Origin of the sequence: Streptomyces sp. NPDC093795 (assembly GCF_044764665.1) — a bacterium.
Classification (GTDB): Bacteria; Actinomycetota; Actinomycetes; order Streptomycetales; family Streptomycetaceae; genus Streptomyces.
The window spans coordinates 20,214-43,642 of sequence record NZ_JBIWIO010000002.1 but is presented as its reverse complement, the minus strand read 5'-3'; the positions used below and the strand labels follow the sequence as shown (position 1 = coordinate 43,642).

Genomic DNA, 23,429 nt, shown 5'->3' with positions numbered 1-23,429 from the left:
TGGGAACGACGACAGTGCGCACCCCGGGGTTGCACAAGCAACGGACATCACATGGTTACGAATTGGGCACGGCGACCGCTGCCTGGGGGCGGATCGGGAGGCGGTTGACCGGGCGGCCCGTTGCGGCGCGTACCGCTGCGGCCACTGCGGCGGGTGAGGTGACGACGGGGATCGCGCTTGCGGCCTTGGCGCCGAAGGGGGCCACCACGTCGCGTTCCTCGACCAGTTTCACGATGCGAATGTCCGGGGCGTCCAGGGATGTCGGGAGTGCGTAGCCCGTGAAGTCGGGGTGCCGGACCAGGCCGCGGGCGGTGCGGAGGTTCTCCGTCAGGGCCGCGCCGACGCCTTGCGTGACGCCCGCCTCGATGCGGGTGGTGAGCTGGGCCGGGTTGAGGATGCGGCCGACGTCCTGGGCGACGGCCATCTCCACGACGCGTACGGCGCCGAGTTCGATGTCCACGTCGACCACCGCGCGGATCGCGCAGAACGCCAGGCCGACGAACGCGTCGCCCTGGCCCGAGTCGTCGAGGGGCTCCGTGGGGTGCGGGCGGCACTGGGCCGTGGCCCAGAGTTCCTTGCCGTCCATCGCCTCGCTGACCGTCGTCGAGAGGACCCCGTCGTACGAGGTGATCTTGCCGTCGGTGATCTGGAGGAGCTCCGTCGACATGCCGAACTGGTGGGCCAGCGGCTGGAGAAGCTGCGTACGGACCATCTTCGCGGCCCGTTCCACCGCCCCGCCCGAGACCCAGGTGTGGCGGCCGTGCGCGGCCGGGCCCGCCGGCGGCTGGTCGGTGTCGACGGGCGCGACGTGCACCTCGTCGATGCCGAGGGTGTCCTGCACGATCTGGCGCGCGAGCGTCGAGAAGCCCGAACCGGTGTCCACCGCCGAGCAGATGACCGTCGCCACCCCGTCCTGCACCCGTACCGTCGCCGTCGACACCTCGTCGGTGCCCTCCGCGCCCAGCATGTGCACCATGCCGAGCGCGTAGCCGACGCCGCGCCGCACCGCGCCCGGTTCGCCCGCGCCCTCGGGGCCGCCGGGCAGCAGCCAGTCGCCCTCCGGGGTGTCCTTGGGGAGGGGCGGGAGCGGGAAGTCACGTACGGCAGCCAGGAGTTCCGCGACCGGGGCCGGGCAGGTCACCGTCTGGCCGGTCGGCAGGATGTCGCCCGTCGCCATGACGTTCCGCATACGCAGCTCGGCCGGGTCCACGCCCAGTTTCGCCGCCAGTTTGTCCATCTGCGCCTCGTAGGCCGCGCACACCTGCATCGCGCCCTCGCCCCGCACATGGCCGGACGGCGGGTTGTTCGTACGGACCGCCCAGCCCTCGACGAAGGCGTGCGGCACGACGTACGGGCCGCAGGCGAAGGCCACCGCCGCCGCGAGGGACTCCGACGAGGAGTCCGCGTACGCGCCCGCGTCGAGCAGGATCTGCGCCTCCACCTTCACCAGGCGCCCCTCCGCGTCGGCGTGGTGCCGGTAGCGCAGCAGGGTCGGGTGGCGGTGGGCGTGGCCGAGGAACGACTCCTCGCGCGTGGCAGTGAGCTTCACCGGGCAGCCGGTACGCAGCGCCAGCAGGCCCAGCGGGATCTGGAAGCCCGGGTCCTCACGGTCGCCCGTGGCGCCGGGGACACCGGTGACGACCAGCTTGACCTGCTCGGGCGGAAGGCCGAAGCAGGCGGCCGCCAGGTCCCGGTCGGTGTGCGGGTCGGTGGACGCGGTGTAGAGCTCCACCCCGCCGTCCGGGCGCGGCACGGCGAGACCCGCCTCCGCGCCGATCGGCGCCGGGTCCTGGCGCCCGATCCGGTACAGGCCCTCGACGACGACCTCGCCCGCCGCGTCCGGGTCTCCGAAGCGCAGCGGGATGTGCCGGATCAGGTTCCCGTCGGGGTGCAGCGCCTCGGCCGCGAACGCCTTCTCCGGGTCCGTCACCGGGTCGAGCACCTCGTACTCGACGGTGATCGCCGCGGCGGCGAGCCGGGCCGTGTCCGGATGGTCGGCGGCGACCGCCGCGAGTGCCTCGCCGTGGTGCCGGACCAGGTCCGACGCGAAGACCGGACGGTCCGCGACCTGCCGGCCGTACGTCGCCGCGCCCGGCACGTCGGCGGCCGTCACCACGGCCCGTACGCCCGGCATGGCCGCCGCGGCGCTGGTGTCGACGGACACCACGCGCGCGTGGGGGTGCGGGGAACGCAGGATCGCCGCCCAGAGCAGCCCCTCGGCCCACAGGTCGGAGGCGTACGGGAAGGTGCCCTCGGTCTTCGCGCGTGCCTCGGCCTGCGGGAGCGAGGTGCCGAGGCCGTGCGCGGCCTGCTCCTGGCCCAGGGGGCCGGGGATGTCCAGAGCCGTGGGAACGGCGGTGGTCGCGTCGGTGCTCACGCCATGCCTCCGTCGTGCGGGTGCGGAATCTGGTGCGGGACACGGGGCTCGCCCGCGCCCTCGGACGCGGTGGCGGCCGCGCTCGCCTCGCGCTCGGCGACGACGTCCCGTACGGCTTCGAGCACGCCCCGGTAGCCCGAGCAGCGGCACAGGTTTCCGGCCAGCGCCTGGCGGGTCTCGAGCTCCGTGGGGGCGTGGTTGCCCTCAAGCAGGTCATGCACGGTCATGCACATGCCGGGGATGCAGAAGCCGCACTGGACGGTGCCGCACCTGGCCATGGCCCGCTGCACGTCGGAGGGCTCCCCGTCGGCCGCGAGGCCCTCGACCGTCCGCACCTCGCTTCCGGCGGCGGTCGCCGCCGGGACGAGGCAGGAGGCGACGAGGCGGCCGTCGACCTGCACGTTGCACGCGCCGCACTCGCCCTGCGAGCAGCCGTCCTTGGCTCCTGCGAGACCGAGACGCTCCCGCAGGACGTACAGCAGGGACTCGCCGATCCAGGAGCCGGTCACGGGGCGGTCCGCGCCGTTCACCCGGAGCGTGTACGAGGTGTGGGGGTGCTCGTCGCTGTCGGTGGAGGCGTGGGCGCTCACGCTCCCGTTGGCGCTCTCGTCGGCGGTGGGCGTGTCCTCGGGGGCGGCCGCCTGGGCGGGGACGGCCGGGGTGGCGGCCGTCGTCGCTTCGGGCGTGTCCGTCGTGTCGTCGGTCGGCTCGACCGGAGCGTCCGTCGGAGCCTCTGCCAATGCCTCTCCCGAGGCCTCTGCGAATGCCTCCGCCGGTGCCTCGGCCTCCGCTTCGGCCGGCTCACCGGCCTCCACCTGCCGGTCCGTGACTTCCGCGGCCGGCTCCTCCGGGAGCGCCCACGGCGCGGGCGCGCCGCCCGGCAGGGTCGCCGGCGCCTCGGCGTACGGCCTGATGGCCGAGGCGGCGAACTCGCCCGCGTCGACCTGCGCCCCCGGCCCGGGGGCCTCGGTCTCAGCCGCCTCCACGGAGTCCCTCGTATCCGGTACGGCCGGGATCTCCCACTGGCCCGTGGAGCCGGGTCCCGCAGGCGCCATCGCGCCCGTGAAACGCCACTCGGCCGTCGCGTGCGGGTCCTGCTCGCCGTACTCGACGTGCTCGGCCTGCCCCGCCGGAGCCTGCCCGAAGTGCTCGGGCCGCTCCGCGTACTCGGCGCCCTGCTGCGGGAAGTACCGCGCCTGGCCCTGCTCGGCGTACTCGTTCCCGTCGAAGTACTGCGTCTGCTCCGCGTACCGCGTCTGCTCCGCCTGCGCCGGCAGGTGCACCGCCCACGTGCCCGTCGCCGCCGGGTCCGTCGCCGGCGACGGGGTGAGGGGCTGGAGCGGGGTGATCATCGGCGGTACGTAGCCGTGGCCGGGGGCCTCCAGGGGTACGCCGTCCAGCATGAAGTCCGGCGGCAGCTGGACGAACGCGGTCGCGTCCCCGTCGTACCCCTCGCTCTGCGGGATCGGCTCCCAGCCGCCCGGGCTCCCGCCCTCGTGCTCGTGCTGTTCGTTGCTGCTCACGACAGTGCCCTCCCCAGTGCCCGTCGGGCGAGTGCGGCGACGGTGCGCCGCAGGTGCAGTACGGCCGGGGGCAACGCCTCGTCGCCCGGCGGGTCCGGGATGCAGGCGGCGGCGACGTACTCGCCGAACGCCGCGAGCGCCTCGGGCGCGAGGCCCCGGTCGTTGTCCCAGTCCACGAGCGAGGCGATCCAGCGCTCGGCTTCCAGCGGGCGCAGGGGCATCGGCGCGACGGCGCCGACCGCGCAGCGCACCCCGCGCCTGCCCGGGTCGAGGACGACGGCGACGGAGGCGGTGGCGCGGGCGGGGCCGGTACGGCCGGTGGCCTTGACGAAGACCTGGGGGGCGTGGAGCAGCGGGACGCGGACGAAGGCGACGAGCTCGCCGGGGGCGAGGAGGTCGCGGCCCGCGAGCAGGTGGGAGACGGGGATCTCGCGGCTGCCGAGCGGCCCGAGGACGACCAGGTCGGCTTCGAGGGCGGCGAGGACGGGCAGCGAGTCGCCGGTGGGCGCGGCGGTGACGACGTTGCCGCCGAGGGTGCCCGCGTTACGGATCTGGGGCGGTCCCGCGGCGCGGGAGGCGGCGGCGAGGGCCGGGATGAGGGCGGCGAAGTCGGGGCGGCCCATCCGGGCGTGGGTGAGGCCCGCGCCGAGAAGGGCGTGTCCGTCCTGGTACTGCCAGCCGCGGATCTCGTTGATGCGGCTGAGGCCGACGAGTCCGGCGGGGCGGAGCTGGCCCTTGTTGACGGCGGCCATGAGGTCGGTGCCACCGGCGACGGGGACGGCGGCCGGCATGGCCGTGAGCGCCGCCACGGCCTCGTCGAGCGAGGCGGGCAGCGTCACGGACTGCGCCGTCTGTGGTGCGTGCGTGGTCAACCCGCTGCCCCTTCCCGGTGTCCCGGTGGTCCCCGACTGTGCCCGGCGGTCGCGCCTGCGTGTGGGCGTACCGTACGTGCTCACACGCCGGACGTGGCAACTCTGGCACATCTTCCGAGCGGTCCGGCGCGAGGGTCCGCGAAGGACGGTTCCGTCCGGGACGCCCCGAGGAGCGACGGTAACTTCCGTTTCGCCGCTCTTGGGTGACGGGGGGACGCCGGGCCGGGGCGGGGTCGTGGTCAGGTCGACGGTGGACCGGCGCCGGGTCGTGGTCGAGTCGGCGCCGGGTCTCTCACACGATCGGGGGCGTGCCCTCCAGAGGGCGCCCGGCGACCCCCGGGCGCCGCTGCCGGGGCTGGGGTCCCGCGGGCGGCCGGTAGTCGACGCCGAGGGCGTCCAGGCGCCGGTAGTGGGTCTCCATACGGCGCTCGAAACCGGCGTAGTCGCGCGCCCCCGGCGCGGGCAGGGCGGACCAGGCGACCTCGGCGAAGGCGGCGAGGCGCGGGAAGACCTGATAGTCGATCCGGGCGCGGTTCTCCATGACCTCGGTCCAGACGTTGGCCTGGGTGCCCAGGATGTGGGCGGCGGCCTCGGGCGAGAGGCCCGGCGGAACGGGCTCGAAGCGGTAGACGTCCTCCAGGGTGCGGACGTACCCGATGGGCATCGGCTCGTCCTCGCCCGGCGCCTGACGGTGGTCCAGGTACACCTGCTGCTCGGGGCACATGACGACGTCGTGCCCGGCCTCCGCGGCGGCGATCCCGCCCCCGTACCCCCGCCAGGAGGAGACGGCCGCGCCCTCGGCGAGGCCGCCCTCCAGGATCTCGTCCCAGCCGATGAGGCGCCTGCCGCGGGCGGTGAGCCAGCGGTCGAAGTGGCGGATGAACCAGGACTGGAGGCCTTCCTCGTCCCCCACCCCCAGCTCCTGGATCCTGGCCTGCGCGGCCGGGGAGGCCTTCCACTGGTCCTTGGGGCACTCGTCGCCGCCCACATGGACGAAGGTCGAGGGGAAGAGGTCGAGGACCTCCTCGAAGACGCCCTCGTAGAAGCGCAGGACGGCCTCGGTGGGAGCGAGGATGTTCGGGTTGACGCCCCAGGTGTCCCAGACGGTGAGGGCGGTGGTGTCCACGACGTCGGTGTTGCCGAGTTCGGGGTACGCGGCGATGGCGGCCTGCGAGTGGCCGGGGAGGTCGATCTCGGGGACGACGGTGATGTGCCGCTCGGCGGCGTACGCGACGATCTCGCGGATGTCGTCCTGGGTGTAGAAGCCACCGTGCGGGGTGTCGTCCCAGAGCGGCGAGGCCCGGTGTCCCCACTTGCTGCGGGCCCGCCAGGAGCCGACCTCGGTGAGCCGGGGGTGGCGCTTGATCTCGATCCGCCAGCCCTGGTCGTCGGTGAGGTGGAAGTGGAAGACGTTGAGCTTGTGGGCGGCGAGGAGGTCGAGGTAGCGCAGGACGTCGTCCTTGGGGAGGAAGTGCCGGGAGACGTCGAGGAGGAGGCCGCGCCAGCCGAAGCGGGGGGCGTCCTCGATCGTCTGTGCCATCAGGCCCGCGACCGGCTTCGCTCCCAGGGGCGCCGCGCGGTACGCCTCGGGACCGAGCAGTTGCCGCAGGGTCTGGGCACCCCAGAAGACACCCGCAGGACTGCCGCCCGTGATCTCGACGACCTGGCTCATCAGGACGTGGAGCCGGTACGCCTCGGGGGCGAGGGTGTCGTCGACGCGCAGCCGGATGCTGTCGGTGGCGTTCTCGTCGGCCGCGTCCGGCAGCGGGAGCCCGAAGGCGGCGCCGAGCGTGGTGCGCAGCCAGCGTGCGGTGGTCTCGGTGCCGGGGGCGGCGCTCAGGGTGGTCCGCCGGTCGAGGAGGAAGGCGCGGCGGTACGGTCCTTCGACCCGTGAGGGTGCCGGGATCAGGTCACGGTCGGAGGTCATCGCGTCAGTCCTTCACCGCCCCGCCCAGCCCGGAGACCAGACGGCGCTGTACGAGTACGAAGAAGACGAGCACCGGGACCGTCATCACGGTCGACCCGGCCATGATTCCTCCCCAGTCGTTCTCGTCGGGCTTGAAGAAGACGAGCAGCGCCATCGGGAGGGTCGACTGCGAGGTGTCGCTGATGAGGAACGACTTCGCGAAGAGGAAGTCGTTCCAGGTCGAGATGAACGAGAAGACGCTCGTCGCGACCAGGCCGGGGAAGACCAGCGGGAAGAGGATCTGCCACAGGAACCGGGTGCGGCTCGCGCCGTCGATCTGGGCCTGCTCCTCCAGCGCCTCCGGCACCGCCTTGACGAAGCCGCGCAGCATCCAGATCGCGAACGGCAGCGAGAAGGCGATGTGCGGCAGGATCAGCGAGCCGAGGGTGTTGAGCTGACCGGCGTCCCGCATGAGGAAGAACAGCGGGATGGTGAGGGCCTCGACCGGCACCATCTGGGCCACCAGGAACATGATGAGCAGCGTCGTCCGGAACCGGAAGCGGAACCGGGTGACGGCCGTCGCCGCGAGGAAGGCGATGAGGGCGGAGGCGAGGACGACCGTGCCCGCCACGATCAGCGAGTTGAGGAAGTAGCGGCCGAACTCCTGCTGTTCGAAGACGCGCCGGAAGGAGTCGAGGGACGGGGACAGCGTCCAGGGCCGCGGGTTCGTGGACTGGATCTCGCCCGCCGGTTTGAAGGCCGAGAGGACCATCCAGTACAGCGGGAGGGCGACGGCGGCGGCGACGAGCAGGGTGACGGCCTCGGCGGCGAGGCGTCCGGGTCGTGCCGGTCGTGCGGGCCGCCTGATGCGGAATGTGGTCACAGCTCTTCTCCCTGTCGTCGCAGCAGGCGCAGGTAGACCAGCGTCACGGCCAGCAGGATCAGCAGCATGACGACGCCGATCGCCGAGCCGAGGCTGTACTCGGAGGAGGCGAAGGCCTTCTGGTAGGCGTAGACGTTGAGGACGAGGTTCTGGCCGGCGATGCCGCCGCCGTTCGTCATCACGTAGATCTGGGTGAAGACCTTGAAGTCCCAGATGATCGACTGGATCGTGACGACGACCAGGATCGGCCGGAGCATCGGCGCCATGACCGTGCGCCAGATCCGCCACTGCGAGGCGCCGTCGAGGGCGGCGGCCTCCAGGACCTCGGACGGGATGGCCTTGATGCCCGCGTAGACGGTGACCATCACGAACGGGAAGGAACACCAGACGACTTCGAGGAGGACGAGGGCGAAGGCGCTGTACCGCCCGTACGTCCAGGAGAAGTCGCCGAGGCCGAGCAGCTTGTTGACGGGGCCGAAGTCGGGGTCGAAGAGGAAGACCCAGACGGTGGAGCCGGTGATCGCGGGCGTGGCCCAGGCGCCGAGCGCGGCCAGCATCAGGACGAGCCGGGGCAGGGCACGCACGCGCGTGAGGAGTACGGCGAGGGCGCAGCCGACGGCGAGCGTGGTGACGACGCAGGCGGCGGCGAAGAGGACGGTGGCGAGGAGGACCTGCCGGAACTGGGGGTCGGCGAAGAGGGCCGTGTAGTTGCCGAAGCCCTTGAAGGAGGTCGGTTCGCCGCCGCTGACCTGGGCCTGGGTGTACTCCAGGAAGGAGATCAGGCCGAGCTGGTAGACGGGGTAGACGAGGAGTCCGCCGATGACGGCGAGGGCGGGCAGGAGGTAGAGCCAGGGGGTCCAGGGACGGTGGCCCCTGATGCCGGGGCGGCGCGCGGTCCGGGGGGCCGGACGCGGGGCCGCCGCGGCCTGCTTCTGGGCGAGCGGGGTCTGGGTCGTCATGCGTATCGGTCCGCTCAGCCCGCCGGCGCGAAGGCCGCGTCCATCTTCTTCGCGGCGTCGTCGGCGGCCGCCTTGACGTCCTTACGGCCGCTGACGACCTCCTGGAACATCGTGGGAAGGACGAGGGAGGCGTCGATACGGCCCCAGCCGGGCGACGCCGGGACGAACTTGGTGCCCGCGCCGAGGGTGTCGATGAAGGGCTTCACGAAGGGCTGGCGCCGGGCGGCGGCGGCCCGTACGTCGGTGTACGTGGGGAGGAAGCCCATCGCGTCGAAGAGGCGGCCCTGGGTCTCCTTGCCGGTCAGGGACTTGAGGAGGTCGACGGCGAGGCTGCGGTGCGAGGTGCTCTTGAGGACGCCGATGTTGTTGCCGCCGGCGAAGGCGGGGGCGATGGAGCCGGGGGTGGTGCCGGGCAGCGGGACGACCGCGTACTTGCCCTTGACGGTGCCCGCCTCGACGGCGGCGTGGCTGAAGTCGCCGCCGATGGCCATGGCGGCCTTGCCGGAGGCGAAGGCGGTGACGGTGGCGTTGCCGCCCATCTGGGCGCACTTGGCGGCCGGGCAGTTGTCGTCGCCGAAGAGCGAGGTGTACGTGGTGATGCCCCTGAGGGCGGCCTCGCTGTTGACGGCGGCCTTGTACGAGTCGCCGTTCGCGGTGGCGATTTCGCCGCCCGCCGCCCAGACGAAGGGCATGGCGCCGTAGGTGTAGGCGCCGCCGACGGCGATGCCGTAGAGCTCGGGCTTCGCCTTGCGGATCTTCTTGGCGGTGGAGACGAGTTCGGCCTGGGTCTTGGGGGCGGTGAGGCCGAGTTCCCCGAAGACGTCGGTGCGGTAGTAGAGGGCGCGGACGCCGACGAAGAGGGGGGCGCCGTAGACCTTGCCGCCGACGGTGACGGACTGCTTCGCGGTGGGGTCGGTGTCCTTGGCCTCGGCCCAGGCCGCGAACTCGGTGCTGATGTCGGCGAGTCCGCCGTCCTTGACGTATCCGGCGGTGTCGGTGTTGCCGTACTCGATGAGGTCGGGCGCGGACTCCGGGTCGTTGAAGGCGGCCTTGACGCGTTGGGCGCGGGTCTCGACGGGGATGTACTCGACCTCGACCTTCGCGCCCTGGTGGCTCTTCTCGAAGGCTGCGACGGCCTGGTCGACGGCCTGTTCCTTGGGCTTGTTGCTCACCTCCTGGAAGAGCCAGACGCGCAGGGTGCCGGTCTTCTCGTCCGTCGTGGCCTTGCCGTCGGAGGTCTGGGGCGCGCAGGCGGTGGCGGTGAGGCCGGCGAGCAGGAGTGCGGTGGCCGGGGCGGTGAGGCGGGCGGCGGCTCGGGCAGGAAGCTTCATGGCGGATCCCCTCCGGATGCGTGCGTTGCAACATACGCAATGCGCGTTTCGTTCTGCACAACACGCGTGAGGTTAGGCGTGCCTCCGGCGAGCCCACAAGAGGTCTCGACCACTTCCTCGGCCCCGAGACGCGAAACGGCCCCCGTCGTACGTACCGAAGTACGTACGACGGGGGCCGTCCCCGACGTCAGGGCACCGCTGTCCGCTGCCCGCTACTTGTCCTTGCCGCCCTTGTCCTTGTCGCCACCGCCGGCGCCCATGGATTCGTAGATCTCCTTGCACATCGGACAGACCGGGTACTTCTTGGGGTCGCGCCCCGGTACCCAGACCTTTCCGCAGAGCGCCACGACGGGCGTGCCGTCGAGGGCGCTCGCCATGATCTTGTCCTTCTGGACGTAATGGGCGTAGCGCTCGTGGTCACCGTCACCGTGGGACACCTGCGGCGTCGGCTCGACGAGGGTCCCCGTACCTGACCCGCGCTCGGGCTCGAGTGTGCTCATGTGACCCAAGGGTACCCATGCGGGTGCGGGAACCCGTGCCCCGCGGGCGGTGTTCAACGGGTGGAGGAGGCCTCGGAGGCGGCCGGGGCGGCCGGGGTCCCGGAGGCGGCCGGAGCGGCCGGGGGCGCGGGCCGCCAGCGGGCGGGGATGCGCCGGACCAGCCAGCGGTTGGCGGGCTCCTCGACGAAGCGGTAGAGCGCCCAGGACATCGCCACGATGACGAGGCCCATTCCGAGCATGGTGAAGAGCACCGAGTCCCTGTCCTGGCCCCGTCCCCACTCGTAGGTGGCGAAGCGGATGACCGCGTGGTGCAGCAGGTAGAAGCTGAACGACCACACCCCGAGCAGGATGAGCGGCTTCTTGTTCAGGAGGCCGCGGTGTCCCGCGATCTCGCGCTGCACGAAGGCGATGATGATCAGTGCGGCGATCACGGCGACGGTGGGCCGCAGCGTGTACTCGAGCTGTGCGTCGTAGGCGGCGGACAGGCTCGCGCGCAGCTGGAAGTAGCCGTAGACGTAGGCGCCCAGCAGCGCCAGCGGCACGATCGGGCGCATCGGGATCCGGAAGCCCCGGCGGAGCAGCAGGGCGACCGTCATGCCGAGGAGGAACTGCGGCAGGTAGACGAGGGGGTGACGCATGACCCAGCGGGCCGTCGCGGGTTCGAGGCTGTCGAACGCCCACCAGTTGACCGCCCACATGCAGACGAGGCCGACGACCGTCAGTCCGACGAGGAGCGGGGTGCGCATCCGGACGACGAAGCGGGCGAGCAGCGGGAAGAGGGCGTAGAAGAGGATCTCGACGCTGAGGGTCCAGGTCACCGGGTTGCCGGGAAGCGTCGGGGTCGCGTCGGGGAGCCAGTTCTGCACGAGGAAGAGCGAGGCGATGAACGACTTCCACTCCACGGCCAGGTTGGCCCGCTCGTAGAAGACGTAGTAGGCGAGCACGGCGGCGACCAGGGTCGCCGGCCAGATGCGCGCCACCCGGCGTATGTAGAAGGCGAACGGGTGCTCGTGCGGCTTGTACACCCAGGTCAGCAGGAATCCCGAGAGCACGAAGAAGAACGTCACACCGTGGCCGCCCATCTCCGAGTACGGGAAGATGGACGGGGCCAAGCCGAAGCCTGTCTTGTTGCCCACTCCCGTGAAGTGGTGGGCGAAGACGGCGAAGGCCGCGAAGAACCTCAGACTCGTGAGCGTGTCGAGGCGGGTGGGCAGCACGGCGCCGGCGCTTTCGACGGGCATCCGCTTCGAGGCCCGGCCGTTCCGGGTGGCGGTTATGACAGACACGTGGTCATCTCTTGATCGTCTGGGCGCGCCGACGCGCCACCTGGGCTTCGGGAGAGTCGGATTATCGTACGCATGGCGCCCACCTTCGGACAGCCGTACGTCACTTCGAACCTCCGGAGCCTTCACTTCCGCAAGGAGGCGACCGCAGCCGTGTTCCCCCTCCGCGCGGGAAGGGACCGTCGCCCCTGGCGCCTCAGTTCAGGGACGGGTCGTCGGGGTACGTGGCGATCATCGCGAGCTCTCCGCGCTGCCTCCGGAGGACCTGGCGCCAGAGCGTCTCGGGCTGCGGCGAGGAGACGTCCCCGGGCTCGGACTCGACCACGTACCAGGCGCCGTCGCCGAGCTCGGTCTCCAGCTGGCCGGGGCCCCAGCCCGCGTACCCGGCGAAGATCCGCAGCGAGCCGAGGGCCGGTCCGAGCAGCTCAGGCGGGGTCTCCAGATCGACGAGGCCGATCGCGCCGTGCACCCGCCGCCAGCCGAGGGGGCCCTCGTCGCCGGGGATCACGGCGACACCGAGGGCCGCGTCGAGCGAGACGGGACCGCCCTGGAAGACGACGCCGGGCTCACCGGCGAGCCCGGCCCAGGGGGCGAGGATGTCGCCGACGGTCACCGGCGTCGGCCGGTTCAGGACCACGCCGAGCGAGCCCTCGTCGTCGTGGTCGAGGAGCAGCACCACCGCGCGGTCGAAATTGGGGTCGGCGAGGGCGGGGGTGGCGACGAGCAGCCGTCCTGTGAGCGAGGACACCTCGGTCATGCGACACATGATCCCGCATCTTCGGCGTTCGCGGGGGTTGTCGGGGTGACGGACGGACGCAATGGCGGGAAGTCGGCGAGCGTCGCAGTTCAGCTCGGTGACCGCCGCGGCCGGGAGGGGGCCCCGGGGGCGCCGCGCCGACAGAAGCGGACCGTGACGCTCCGCAAGATCACGGGAACAGAGGGTGTTGTGCCGAATTCATTACATCTGCCAGGCCCCCCGCAGCACCCAAGAGAGGTCTCATGGCCCCTTACCCTTTTCACTGGCCACCCGACCGACCCGACTCCGGAACGCGAGATTCATGACCGGCACAGACAGCCATGATGTACTGCTCGTCCATGGCGGAACCCCGCTGGAGGGCGAGATCCGCGTCCGCGGCGCGAAGAACCTCGTGCCCAAGGCGATGGTCGCCGCCCTGCTCGGCAGCGGGCCGAGCCGCCTGCGCAACGTTCCCGACATCCGTGACGTCCGCGTCGTCCGCGGACTGCTCCAGCTGCACGGCGTGACGGTCCGTCCGGGTGAAGAACCCGGCGAGCTCGTCCTCGACCCGACGCACGTCGAATCCGCGAACGTCGCCGACATCGATGCCCACGCCGGCTCGTCGCGCATCCCGATCCTCTTCTGCGGCCCGCTGCTCCACCGCCTCGGCCACGCCTTCATCCCGGGCCTCGGCGGCTGCGACATCGGCGGCCGGCCCATCGACTTCCACTTCGACGTGCTGCGCCAGTTCGGCGCCACCATCGAGAAGCGGGCGGACGGGCAGTACCTGGAGGCCCCGCAGCGCCTTCGCGGTTGCAAGATCCGGCTGCCGTACCCCTCGGTCGGCTCGACCGAGCAGGTGCTGCTCACGGCGGTGCTCGCCGAGGGCGTCACCGAGCTGTCGAACGCCGCGGTGGAGCCCGAGATCGAGGACCTGATCTGCGTCCTGCAGAAAATGGGCGCGATCATCTCCATGGACACCGACCGGACCATCCGGATCACCGGTGTCGACCGCCTCGACGGCTACACCCACCGGGCGCTCCCGGACCGCCTGGAGGCGGCCTCCTGGGCGTCGGCGGCGCTCGCCACCGAGGGCAACATCTACGTGCGCGGCGCCCAGCAGCGCTCGATGATGACCTTCCTGAACACGTACCGGAAGGTCGGCGGCGCCTTCGAGATCGACGACGAGGGCATCCGCTTCTGGCACCCGGGCGGCTCGCTCAACGCGATCCACCTGGAGACGGACGTGCACCCCGGCTTCCAGACGGACTGGCAGCAGCCGCTGGTCGTGGCCCTGACGCAGGCCTCGGGCCTCTCCATCATCCACGAGACGGTGTACGAGTCGCGGCTCGGATTCACCTCCGCGCTGAACCAGATGGGTGCCCACATCCAGCTGTACCGCGAGTGCCTCGGCGGCTCCGACTGCCGCTTCGGCCAGCGGAACTTCCTCCACTCGGCGGTCGTGTCGGGCCCGACCCGGCTCCAGGGCGCCGACCTGGTCATCCCCGACCTGCGCGGCGGCTTCTCGTACCTGATCGCGGCGCTCGCGGCGCAGGGCACCTCCCGGGTGCACGGCATCGAGCTGATCAACCGCGGCTACGAGAACTTCATGGAGAAGCTCGTCGAGCTGGGCGCCAAGGTCGAGCTCCCGGGCAGCGCGCTGGTGTGACACGCGCCGTACGGGCCCCTCAGGGGCCCGTACGAGCCCACACGAAAGGGCGGCCACCCCCTGACAGGGTTGGCCGCCCTTTCGTCGCTTACAGGCTGCCTTACTTGCCCTTGGCGGCTTCCTTGAGCTTCGAGCCCGCGGAGACCTTCACGCTGTAGCCGGCCGGGATGTCGATCGGGTCGCCGGTCTGCGGGTTGCGAGCGGTGCGAGCGGCACGGTGGGTGCGCTCGAAGGTCAGGAAGCCGGGGATGGTGACCTTCTCGTCGCCCTTGGCGACGACCTCACCGACGGTCTCGGCGAGAGCGGCCAGCACGGCGTCGGCGTCCTTGCGGGTCACCTCGGCGCGGTCGGCCAGGGCGGCCACCAGCTCACTGCGGTTCATGTTGTTACTCCCGTGTTCTTCTTGCCTGTGAGGCGTGCCACGCGGCGGAAGCCGCGTGATTGGGTACAGCGAAGCCGATGCTGCCAGGGCCTTCGGACAGTCCCCGGACCCGGGTCTAATGACAGACCCTCGCGCCCAAACACGCATCCTGCCCCCACCAGCGGCGGGAACGCCAATCCGGCACCCCCTGGGGTCACACGAAAAACGCCAGAGCCCCGTGGTGGTGACGTTCTGTCGACTCCGCGAAAACGAAGCGGAGCCGAAAAGCCACCCTAAAGGCGGGTTTACGGCTCCGCGAATCGCGACGCGCCGTCAGCGCCCGGTCGCCGCCGAGCCGCCGCCCGCGGCCTTCGCCGCGGTGCGCACCGCTCCGGCGACCGCGCCGGCGACCTTGTCGTTGAAGACCGACGGGATGATGTAGTTCGGGTTCAGCTCGTCCTCGGTGACGACGTCCGCGAGGGCCGTGGCGGCCGCGAGCATCATCTCCGTGTTGACCGTACGGGACTGGGCGTCGAGGAGCCCGCGGAAGACACCCGGGAAGACCAGCACGTTGTTGATCTGGTTCGGGAAGTCCGAGCGGCCGGTGGCGACGACGGCGGCCGTCTGCCGGGCGACGGCCGGGTCGACCTCGGGATCGGGGTTCGCGAGCGCGAACACGATCGCGCCGTCCGCCATGGCGGCGACGTCCTCCGCGCCGAGCAGGTTCGGGGCCGACACGCCGATGAACACGTCCGCGCCGACGACGGCCTGCTTGAGGGTGCCGGTGACGCCCTCGGGGTTGGTGTTGTCGGCGATCCAGCGCAGCGGCGAGTCCGCCGGGGCGTCCACGAGGTCCTCGCGGCCCGCGTGCACGACACCCTGGATGTCGGCGACGACGGCGTGCTTGACACCCGCCGCGATCAGCAGCTGCAGGATGGCCGTACCGGCCGCGCCGGCCCCGGACATGACGACCCGTACGTCACCGACGCTCTTGTTCACCACGCGCAGGGCGTTGGTGAGGGCGGCGAGGACGACGATGGCGGTGCCGTGCTGGTCGTCGTGGAAGACGGGGATGTCGAGGGCCTCGCGCAGCCGGGCCTCGATCTCGAAGCAGCGGGGCGCGGAGATGTCCTCCAGGTTGATGCCCGCGAATCCGGGGGCGATGGCCTTGACGATCGCGACGATCTCGTCGGTGTCCTGCGTGTCGAGGCAGATCGGCCAGGCGTCGATGCCGGCGAAGCGCTTGAAGAGGGCCGCCTTGCCCTCCATGACGGGCAGGGCGGCCATCGGGCCGATGTTGCCGAGGCCGAGGACGGCGGAGCCGTCGGTGACGACCGCGACGGAGTTCCGCTTGATGGTGAGGCGGCGGGCGTCCTCGGGGTTCTCGGCGATCGCCATGCAGACCCGGGCGACACCGGGGGTGTAGATCATGGAGAGGTCGTCGCGGTTCCGGATGGGGTGCTTGGACGCCATCTCGATCTTGCCGCCGAGGTGCATCAGGAACGTACGGTCGGAGACCTTGCCGAGGGTGACGCCCTCGATGGTGCGCAGCTGCTCGACGATCTCGTCGGCGTGCGCGGTGGAGGTCGCGGCGATGGTGACGTCGATGCGGAGCTTCTCGTGGCCTGAGGCGGTCACGTCGAGGCCGGTGACGGACCCGCCGTGGGACTCCACCGCCGTGGTGAGCTGCGAGACCGCGGTCCCGCTCGCGGGAACCTCCAGCCGGACCGTCATCGAGTACGAGACGCTGGGCGCCGTTGCCATGGCCGAGTTCCTCTGCTTTTCCTGAGCTTCGTTGCTACGCCGCCCCGGCTGGTTGCCCGGCGGCGCCCTCCGATGGTCGCACCTACCCGCCGGTAGCAGGTAATGCGGTCATTTTGTTTTCGGAAAGTAGTTTCCACCATACGAGAAGCCTTGGGGAAACAGAAGAGGCCCCCGTCACCAGGGGTGACGGGGACCTCAACTTCGTACATACATCTAAGTGGCACCGACCCGCCATGCTCGCCTCGCGGCAAGTGGTCCCTCTGAGGGACGAAGGTTGGGCCCGGGGGCTTGGATCGAGCCGGTGCCACCACAAGGCTAACAAACCACCCTGGTTGGTGATTCCAGCGCCACAGGTTGACCTGAAATCGGCGTCTCCCGCTCCGGCGGGATCAGTCCCTCAGCAGGTCCGGGACCCCCGCCCCGTCCGGCATGTCGCCCGCCCCCGCGACCACCGTGAGCTGCTGCGTCGCCCGGGTGAGGGCCACGTACAGCACCCGCAGACCGGCCGGGGACTCGTCGGCGATCTCCGCCGGCGATACGACCACGGTGGCGTCGTACTCCAGGCCCTTCGCCTCCAGGGAGCCGAGGGCCACCACCCGGTCGCCGAGGTCGGCGAGCCAGCGGGCCGCCTCCGTACGCCGCTTCATGGCGACGACGACACCGACGGTGCCCTCCACCCGCTCCAGGAGCAGCCGCGCCTCGGACCGTACGGTTTCGGCCAGACCCGTGTCGGCGGCCTTCTCCGGTACGGCGACGAAGCGGGGCTCGACGCCCGTGGAGCGGACGGCGCGCGGCGACTCCTTGCCCGGCATGGCGAGGGCGAGGACCTTCGCGGCGAGCTCGGCGATCTCGGCCGGGTTCCGGTAGTTCACCGTCAGCTCGAAGCGGCGCCGCGGCCGGGAGCCGAGGGCCTCGTCGCGGGCCTCCGCCGCCTCGTCCGGGTCCGACCAGGAGGACTGCGCCGGGTCACCGACGACCGTCCAGGTGGCGTGCCGGCCGCGCCGCCCGACCATCCGCCACTGCATGGGCGTGAGGTCCTGCGCCTCGTCGACGATCACGTGCGCGTACTCGGTGCGCTCCGCCGCGAGCCGCTCGGCCCGCTCCCACTGCGTCTCCTCCCGGCCGGGCATCAGCTCCTCGAGGCCCGTGAGCTGGTCCAGCGGGTCGTACTCCCGGCGCTTCTTCGGCCGCGCCGGGGCGCCGATGAGGGTGCTCAGCTCGTCGAGGAGCGCCACGTCGTGGACGGAGAGCTCCCGGCGGCGCAGCGAGCGGGCGAGCCGCCGCACCTCGCCCGGGTTGAGGATGCGGCGGGCCCAGCGGCCGAGCCGCCGCTCGTCGGCCATCGCGTCGAGGACCCGGCGCGGGGTGAGTTCGGGCCACCAGGCGTCGAGGAAGATGAGGAAGGAGTCCTCGGTGGAGACGTCCTCGTCGAAGGAGGAACGCAGCTCGGCGGCGAGCTCGGGGTCGCTGTGCCGGCCGACGGCGCCGGACTTGGCGTACAGCGCGTCGAGGAGCAGCCGGCGGGCGCGCGGGCGGAGCAGGTTGACGGGGGTGGTGCCGCCGAGGACGTTGTGGCGGATGCGCCGCAGCTCGTCCGCCTCCAGCTCCAGACGGCGGCCGAAGGCGACGACACGCAGGCGCGTGGGCGTGCCGGCGGGAGCCGGAGCGTCGTCGTCCCCCAACTCGGGCTGAACCCTGGGCGCGGGCGTCTCCAGAGCACCACGGGCCGCCTTCCGCAGCACGTGGAGCATCCGGGAGGAGCCCTTGATCCGGGCGACGGCCGGATCGTCGTACGCGGTGGCCTCGGCGCCGTCGACCAGCGAGCCGACGGCCCGGATGGCGACCTGGCCCTCCTCGCCGAGGGAGGGCAGGACGCCCTCGGTGTACGAGACGAGGAGCGGGGTCGGGGAGACGATCAGGATGCCGCCCGCGTACCGCCGCCGGTCCTGGTAGAGCAGATAGGCGGCCCGGTGCAGCGCGACCGCCGTCTTCCCGGTCCCCGGCCCGCCCTCCACGTACGTGACGGAGGCGGCGGGCGCGCGGATGACGAGGTCCTGCTCCGCCTGGATGGAGGAGACGATGTCCCGCATGGTGTGGCTGCGGGCCTGGCCGAGGGCGGCCATCAGGGCGCCGTCGCCGATCACGGGCAGCTCGCGCCCGTCGAGGGTGGCCCGGAGCTCGGGGCGCATCAGGTCGTCCTCGACGCCGAGGACCTTGCGGCCCTTGGAGCGGATGACACGGCGCCGTACGACCCGGCCGGGATCGACCGGGGTCGACCGGTAGAAGGGCGCGGCGGCGGGCGCGCGCCAGTCGATGACCAGCGGCGCGTAGTCGGAGTCGAGGACGCCGATCCGGCCGATGTGGAGGGTCTCGCCGATATCGGCGGTGTTGTCGGGCCGTACGGCGTCCTCGGCGGGCTCGACGGACGTGTAGGCCCCGTCGGGACCCTTCTTCCCGTCCTTGCCGTACAGCAGATCGATCCGGCCGAAGAGGAAGTCCTCGAACTCGTTGTTGAGCCGGTTGAGGTGGATGCCGGCCCGGAATACCTGGGCGTCGCGCTCGGCGAGCGCGCCGGGCGTGCCGACCTGGCCCCGCTGGGCGGCGTCGTTCATCAGGAACTCCGCCTCGTGGATCTTCTCCTCCAGTCGGCGGTAGACGTGATCGAGATGTTCCTGCTCGACACCGATCTCACGGTCTCTGACCGTGTCCACGGCTTCCTGCGCGGCCACCTAAGGCCCCCTTCTGACGTGCACTGGGCAGCCGTCGAGCGTACGCCACTGGGGGGCACCGTGTCAGGCGCGATCAACTCCGGGTGGCGGATCGTTGTGCGGGATCCGCCGGAAGAGGTGGTGGCCGCGCCATTCACCGCCGATGTGAAGGCAGTCCCGAGCCGGGCCCAGACCGCCGCACTCGCGTTGTGGGCAACTGTTCCGCTGGGGCGGTCCCCACCCACCCAAGCCCACCCCCGTTGTGGGCAACTGTTCCTCCCCCAGACTCCGTCCGGGGGGACCCCCAGGGCGGAACGGGTGGGCGCAACGGAACGGCGCCCCTTGCCGGGCCTAGGCTCACTGCGCCCTGACCCGCACCCCTTGTGCGCCGTACAACTTGGTGCGGGTCCAGGCACAGGGGGCGGGGGCGCAGCACAGGGCGCCGTCCCGTGTGCCCACCCTCCCCCAGACTCCGTCCGGGGGGACCCCCACGCCCTGCGGGACGATTGCCCACACGGCGGGGGGGGTGGGCGGGGCGTGGACCCCCGCGCGGGGGCAAGGGTCGTCCCGTACCGGACACGAGGCTCGGCCTGGACCAGGCGCGAGAGGTCGCGGCCGCAGGCAGCCGTCCAAGCAAGGCCCCCGGGACCACCTGGAACGGCCCCGCAGCGCCCCGCCCCTACCCGTCGTACTTCGCGTCCGCCGCAGGATCGAGCGCCAGCCGATACCCCCGCTTCACCACCGTCTGGATCAGCTTCGGCGTGCCGAGGGACGCGCGCAGGCGCGCCATCGCCGTCTCCACCGCGTGCTCGTCCCGCCTGGCCCCGGGCAGCGCCCGCAGCAGGTCGGCCCGGGACACCACCCAGCCGGGCCGGCGGGCGAGCAGCCCGAGGAGGGCCATTCCGGCGGGCGGGACGGGCCGCAGGCCGCCGTCGACGAGGACGGCGTGGCCGCGGACCTCCACCCGGTGCCCCGCCACCGGCAGGACCTGGGAGCGGCCGGGCAGTTCCTTGCAGAGGAGCTGGACGAGCGGCCCGAGCCGGAACCGCTCCGGCTGGTACGTGTCGATGCCCTCGGCCTGGAGCGGCAGCGCCGTCACGGGCCCCACGCACACCGCGAGCACCTCGTGCCGCAGCGCGGCGACGAGCGCGTCCCGTACCCCCTTCTCCTCGGCCCGGGACAGCAGCGACGCGGCCGCGGGGGCGCTGGTGAAGGTGACGGCGTCCAGGCCGCCCGCGAGGGCCGCGTCGAGGAGCCGGTCGAGCGGCCCGGTGTCCTCCGGGGGCATCCAGCGGTAGACGGGGACGCCGACGACCTCGGCCCCCGCGGCCGTGAGCGCCTCCACGAAGCCGGGCAGCGGCTCCCCGTGCAGCTGGAGCGCGATCCGGCGCCCGTCGACGCCCTCGGCGAGGAGCCGGTCGAGGACCTCGGCCATGGATTCGGAGCTGGGCGACCAGGACTCGGTGAGTCCGGCGGCCCGTACCGCGCCCTTGACCTTGGGCCCCCGGGCGAGGAGTTCGACGTCCCGCAGGACGGTGAGGAGTTCCTCCCCGTACCCCCAGCCCTCGGCCGCCTCGACCCACCCCCGGAAGCCGATCGCCGTGGTGGCGACGACGACGTCCGGGGCGTGGCCGAGGAGTTCCTTGGTGGCGGCGAGGAGCTCGGTGTCGTCCGCGAGGGGCACGATCCGCAGGGCGGGGCCGTGGACGACGGCAGCGCCGCGCCGGCGCAGCAGCGCGATGAGTTCGTCCGCGCGTCGCGCCGCGGTGACGCCGACGGTGAAGCCGGCGAGGGGGCCGTGTTCTTGCTCGTCCATAGGGCCCGAGCCTGACGGGGACGCGTGACAGACTCGGTTCTCCCGTATTTCCTGGTCGTTACGGTCCGCGTCGGGCACCGGGGATCACACCTTCGCGTAGCCGGGCCGGGGCTCCGCCTCGGTGACCGCCTCCGCGGTCTCGGGGACGGCGGTGGGCCGCCGAAGGTATACCGCCCAGGTGACGACCATGCAGGCCGCGTAGAAGGCCAGGAAGGCGACGAAGGCCGCGGTGCCGGACCCCGAGGTCTGGAAGGACTGGCGGAAGGCGAGGTTGATGCCGAGTCCGCCGAGCGCGCCGACCGCTCCGATGAGGCCCATGGCGGCCCCGGAGAGACGCCGGCCGTACGCCTCCGCGGCGTCGCCCGCGAGCCCCTTGCGGTGCCCCTGGGCGAGGAAGATCGCCGGGATCATCTTGAACGTGGAGCCGTTGCCGAGGCCGCTGAGCGCGAAGAGGGCGATGAAGCCGACGAGGAAGACGGCGAGCGACTCGATCACGGAGGCGTAGATCACGACGCCGGTCGCGGCCGCCATCGCGGCGAAGGTCCACAGGGTGATGCGGGCGCCGCCGTGCCGGTCGGCGAGAGAGCCGCCGATGGGCCGGATCAGCGAGCCGAGCAGCGGGCCGATGAAGGTGAGGGAGGCGGCCTGGAGCGGAGTGCGTCCGAACTGGGTCTGGAGCACGAGGCCGAAGGCGAAGCTGTAGCCGATGAAGGAGCCGAAGCAGCCGATGTACAGGAAGGCCATGATCCAGGTGTGGCGGGCCCGCACGGCCTCCTTCGCGGCCCCGGTGTCGTTCTTGACGGGGGCGAGGTTGTCCATGAAGAGCGCGGCGCACACGGCGGCGATCACGATCAGGGGCAGGTAGACGCCGAGCACGATCCGGGGGTGCATCGCGCCCGCCGTGCCGATGACGAGGAGGCCGACGAGCTGGACGACGGGGACGCCGATGTTGCCGCCGCCCGCGTTGAGCCCGAGCGCCCAGCCCTTCTTGCGCAGGGGGAAGAACGCGTTGATGTTGGTCATCGAGGAGGCGAAGTTGCCGCCGCCGACGCCGGTGAGCGCCGCCACCAGGACGAACGTGGTGTACGAGGTGCCGGGCTCCATCACCACGAAGGCGAAGCCCGTGGGCAGCAGGAGCAGCAGGGCGCTGACGACGGTCCAGTTACGGCCGCCGAACCGGGCGACCGAGAAGGTGTACGGGATCCGGATCAGCGCGCCGACGAAGGTCGCGGTCGCGATCAGGAAGAACTTGCCGGCCGGGTCGATGCCGTACTGCGGCCCCATGAAGAGCACCATGACCGACCACAGGCTCCAGATGGAGAAGCCGATGTGCTCGGAGAGCACGGAGAAGATCAGGTTCCTCCGGGCGATCCGCTCCCCCTTGTCGCGCCAGAAGGTCTCGTCCTCCGGCTCCCACTGTTCGATCCACCGGCCGCCGCCCATGTCGTACCTCCGCGGGTGTCGGGTCCTGGGGCGTCCACAGCCCCGGTCCACCTGCCAGAGAGGCTAGAGAGGTCGCGTTTCGGCCCGATGCCGAGAGGTGACGAGAACGGAACCTTGCTCTCACCCGGCACGAGCACCGGCTGTGAGCGGCCCCATTTTTCCAGGCTCGGTTCTCCTCCGGGGCGCTGGAGCCGGGCTCACGGGCCCGACCGTGCCTCGCCGGCCCTCCGGAGCACCCTCCCGCCCCCACTCAGGCCAGCCCCGGCTCCCGCTCCGGCAGCCATGAGCCGGGGGGCCGTTCCAGCCAACCCTCCGCCGCGCCGATCTCCGCCGCGGCGGCCCGCAGGGCGTCGAGACCGGGGTGGCGCAGGCCCTTGCGCCACACCAGGCTCACGGGCGACAGGGGTACGGGGTCGGTGAGGGGCCGCAGGACGCAGCCTGGCATGGGCGGGAAGTCGACGACGGCGAGCACCGGGTTGCGGTGCTTGGCCATGATGCGGCGGAACTCCTCGTGGCCGACCGCGAGCGGCGCGGGCGGGGCGACCTCGATGCCCCGCCCGGCGAAGAGCCGGGCGGCGAGGTCGGTCCACTCGGGCGTACGGTCGTTCCCCGCGCCCGCGTAGATCCGTTCCCCGGCGAGACCGGCGAGCGGCACCGTGGGCAGGCCGGCCAGCGGGTGGTCCTCGGGGAGGATCACCGCCATCCGCTCGTACCGCACGAACTGGGAGTCGAGCCGCGCCCGCAGCCCCGCTTCGAGCCCTCCGTACCGGCCGAAGGACGTGTCGAGCCGTCCGGCGAGGATGTCCCGCACCGCCCCGGTGAGCCCGCTCTCGTAGCGGGCCATCAGCTCCTGTTCCGGGGCGAGTTCACGGGCCCGGCGCAGGACGCGCTCCTGGACGAGGCCGGGACTGTTGAGGTCGACGAGGAGGGGGCGGGGCGCGGCCCGGAAGGCCTCGGTCAGCTCGTCGTGGGCGGTCAGCACCCGGCGCGCGTACGGGAGGAGGCGCTCGCCGTCCGGGGTGAGGGCGACCTGCCGGGTGGTCCGTACGAACAGCTCGGCGCCCAGCTCGCGCTCCAGGCGCCGGATGTCGCGGCTGAGGGCCTGCTGGGCGACGTAGAGGCGGGCGGCGGCGCGGGTGAAGTGCAGCTCCTCGGCAACGGCGGTGAAGGCGCGGAGAAGGCGGGGGTCGGTGTCGTACGGGGACGGGGTGGCGGGCACCGCCGCATTTAACAACACAGACGCGTGAATGGCCACCGAACAGGTGTTGGACCCCGCCCGCCCCGCTCCCGGAGCCTTG

At 72.0% G+C, this 23,429-nt stretch carries 17 protein-coding genes; 1 reads left to right on the top strand and 16 read right to left on the bottom strand.

Going from position 1 to position 23,429, the window contains the following annotated elements; genetic code table 11:
- Window positions 1-55 precede the first annotated feature (55 nt).
- The 10 genes from ACIRB7_RS05210 to ACIRB7_RS05165 all read right to left on the bottom strand — a co-directional run bounded on the left by ACIRB7_RS05210 (window position 56) and on the right by ACIRB7_RS05165 (window position 12,391).
- A complete protein-coding gene (locus ACIRB7_RS05210; RefSeq protein ID WP_403592603.1) occupies window positions 56-2,377 on the bottom strand; it encodes a xanthine dehydrogenase family protein molybdopterin-binding subunit in 2,322 nt (773 codons plus the stop codon).
- Entirely contained in the window at window positions 2,374-3,900 is a 1,527-nt protein-coding gene (locus ACIRB7_RS05205) for a 2Fe-2S iron-sulfur cluster-binding protein (RefSeq protein ID WP_403592600.1), read from the bottom strand. The genes ACIRB7_RS05210 and ACIRB7_RS05205 overlap by 4 nt, the downstream gene beginning before the upstream one ends.
- Window positions 3,897-4,772: an FAD binding domain-containing protein gene (locus tag ACIRB7_RS05200; protein WP_403592598.1), complete on the bottom strand. Its 876-nt coding sequence runs from the start codon at window positions 4,770-4,772 to the stop codon at window positions 3,897-3,899. Before ACIRB7_RS05200 ends, ACIRB7_RS05205 begins: the two co-directional genes overlap by 4 nt.
- A 292-nt stretch (window positions 4,773-5,064) precedes the next feature.
- Window positions 5,065-6,699, bottom strand: coding sequence for a beta-N-acetylhexosaminidase (locus tag ACIRB7_RS05195; RefSeq protein WP_403592596.1), 1,635 nt, complete (start codon window positions 6,697-6,699; stop codon window positions 5,065-5,067).
- Window positions 6,700-6,703: 4 nt separating this feature from the next.
- On the bottom strand, window positions 6,704-7,561 hold the full coding sequence (locus tag ACIRB7_RS05190; RefSeq protein ID WP_403592593.1) for a carbohydrate ABC transporter permease: 858 nt from the start codon (window positions 7,559-7,561) through the stop codon (window positions 6,704-6,706).
- A complete protein-coding gene (locus ACIRB7_RS05185) occupies window positions 7,558-8,520 on the bottom strand; it encodes a carbohydrate ABC transporter permease (RefSeq protein ID WP_403592590.1) in 963 nt (320 codons plus the stop codon). Before ACIRB7_RS05185 ends, ACIRB7_RS05190 begins: the two co-directional genes overlap by 4 nt.
- 14 nt (window positions 8,521-8,534) lie before the next feature.
- Window positions 8,535-9,851, bottom strand: a complete 1,317-nt coding sequence (locus ACIRB7_RS05180) for an extracellular solute-binding protein (protein WP_403592587.1) — start codon at window positions 9,849-9,851, stop codon at window positions 8,535-8,537.
- 212 nt (window positions 9,852-10,063) lie between these two features.
- Entirely contained in the window at window positions 10,064-10,351 is a 288-nt protein-coding gene (locus tag ACIRB7_RS05175) for a DUF3039 domain-containing protein (RefSeq protein ID WP_351219202.1), read from the bottom strand.
- Window positions 10,352-10,404: 53 nt separating this feature from the next.
- Complete coding sequence (locus ACIRB7_RS05170) at window positions 10,405-11,637, bottom strand: acyltransferase family protein (RefSeq protein WP_403592584.1); 1,233 nt, start codon at window positions 11,635-11,637, stop codon at window positions 10,405-10,407.
- Between the two features lie 193 nt (window positions 11,638-11,830).
- Entirely contained in the window at window positions 11,831-12,391 is a 561-nt protein-coding gene (locus tag ACIRB7_RS05165; protein WP_351219198.1) for a YqgE/AlgH family protein, read from the bottom strand.
- A 301-nt stretch (window positions 12,392-12,692) separates the two neighbouring features.
- Here ACIRB7_RS05165 and murA point away from each other — a divergent pair, with 301 nt between their 5' ends.
- Window positions 12,693-14,039 carry a UDP-N-acetylglucosamine 1-carboxyvinyltransferase gene (murA, locus tag ACIRB7_RS05160; RefSeq protein WP_403592580.1) on the top strand — a complete coding sequence of 449 codons (1,347 nt, stop codon included), beginning with the start codon at window positions 12,693-12,695 and terminating at the stop codon, window positions 14,037-14,039.
- A gap of 100 nt (window positions 14,040-14,139) precedes the next feature.
- On the opposite strand, the gene ACIRB7_RS05155 is transcribed toward murA, so the two are convergent.
- The 6 genes from ACIRB7_RS05155 to ACIRB7_RS05130 form a co-directional block, all read right to left on the bottom strand.
- Entirely contained in the window at window positions 14,140-14,421 is a 282-nt protein-coding gene (locus ACIRB7_RS05155; RefSeq protein WP_015033921.1) for an HU family DNA-binding protein, read from the bottom strand.
- A gap of 312 nt (window positions 14,422-14,733) precedes the next feature.
- Window positions 14,734-16,164 carry an NAD-dependent malic enzyme gene (locus ACIRB7_RS05150; RefSeq protein ID WP_403592576.1) on the bottom strand — a complete coding sequence of 477 codons (1,431 nt, stop codon included), beginning with the start codon at window positions 16,162-16,164 and terminating at the stop codon, window positions 14,734-14,736.
- A gap of 389 nt (window positions 16,165-16,553) precedes the next feature.
- Window positions 16,554-18,893 carry a HelD family protein gene (locus ACIRB7_RS05145; protein ID WP_403592573.1) on the bottom strand — a complete coding sequence of 780 codons (2,340 nt, stop codon included), beginning with the start codon at window positions 18,891-18,893 and terminating at the stop codon, window positions 16,554-16,556.
- 658 nt (window positions 18,894-19,551) lie between these two features.
- Window positions 19,552-20,688 carry a uroporphyrinogen-III synthase gene (locus ACIRB7_RS05140; protein ID WP_403592571.1) on the bottom strand — a complete coding sequence of 379 codons (1,137 nt, stop codon included), beginning with the start codon at window positions 20,686-20,688 and terminating at the stop codon, window positions 19,552-19,554.
- An 84-nt stretch (window positions 20,689-20,772) separates the two neighbouring features.
- Window positions 20,773-22,131: a nitrate/nitrite transporter gene (locus tag ACIRB7_RS05135; RefSeq protein ID WP_403592568.1), complete on the bottom strand. Its 1,359-nt coding sequence runs from the start codon at window positions 22,129-22,131 to the stop codon at window positions 20,773-20,775.
- 250 nt (window positions 22,132-22,381) lie between these two features.
- Window positions 22,382-23,350 carry a LysR family transcriptional regulator gene (locus ACIRB7_RS05130; protein WP_403592565.1) on the bottom strand — a complete coding sequence of 323 codons (969 nt, stop codon included), beginning with the start codon at window positions 23,348-23,350 and terminating at the stop codon, window positions 22,382-22,384.
- Window positions 23,351-23,429: the final 79 nt, after the last annotated feature.

Bases quoted from the DNA above. Each gene is read 5' to 3' on its own strand.
- ACIRB7_RS05195 (WP_403592596.1), bottom strand. From the start codon at position 6,699: ATGACCTCCGACCGTGACCTGATCCCGGCACCCTCACGGGTCGAAGGA.
- ACIRB7_RS05185 (WP_403592590.1), bottom strand. From the start codon at position 8,520: ATGACGACCCAGACCCCGCTCGCCCAGAAGCAGGCCGCGGCGGCCCCG.
- ACIRB7_RS05180 (WP_403592587.1), bottom strand. From the start codon at position 9,851: ATGAAGCTTCCTGCCCGAGCCGCCGCCCGCCTCACCGCCCCGGCCACC.
- ACIRB7_RS05175 (WP_351219202.1), bottom strand. From the start codon at position 10,351: ATGAGCACACTCGAGCCCGAGCGCGGGTCAGGTACGGGGACCCTCGTC.
- ACIRB7_RS05165 (WP_351219198.1), bottom strand. From the start codon at position 12,391: ATGACCGAGGTGTCCTCGCTCACAGGACGGCTGCTCGTCGCCACCCCC.
- murA (WP_403592580.1), top strand. From the start codon at position 12,693: ATGACCGGCACAGACAGCCATGATGTACTGCTCGTCCATGGCGGAACC.
- ACIRB7_RS05155 (WP_015033921.1), bottom strand. From the start codon at position 14,421: ATGAACCGCAGTGAGCTGGTGGCCGCCCTGGCCGACCGCGCCGAGGTG.
- ACIRB7_RS05150 (WP_403592576.1), bottom strand. From the start codon at position 16,164: ATGGCAACGGCGCCCAGCGTCTCGTACTCGATGACGGTCCGGCTGGAG.
- ACIRB7_RS05140 (WP_403592571.1), bottom strand. From the start codon at position 20,688: ATGGACGAGCAAGAACACGGCCCCCTCGCCGGCTTCACCGTCGGCGTC.
- ACIRB7_RS05135 (WP_403592568.1), bottom strand. From the start codon at position 22,131: ATGGGCGGCGGCCGGTGGATCGAACAGTGGGAGCCGGAGGACGAGACC.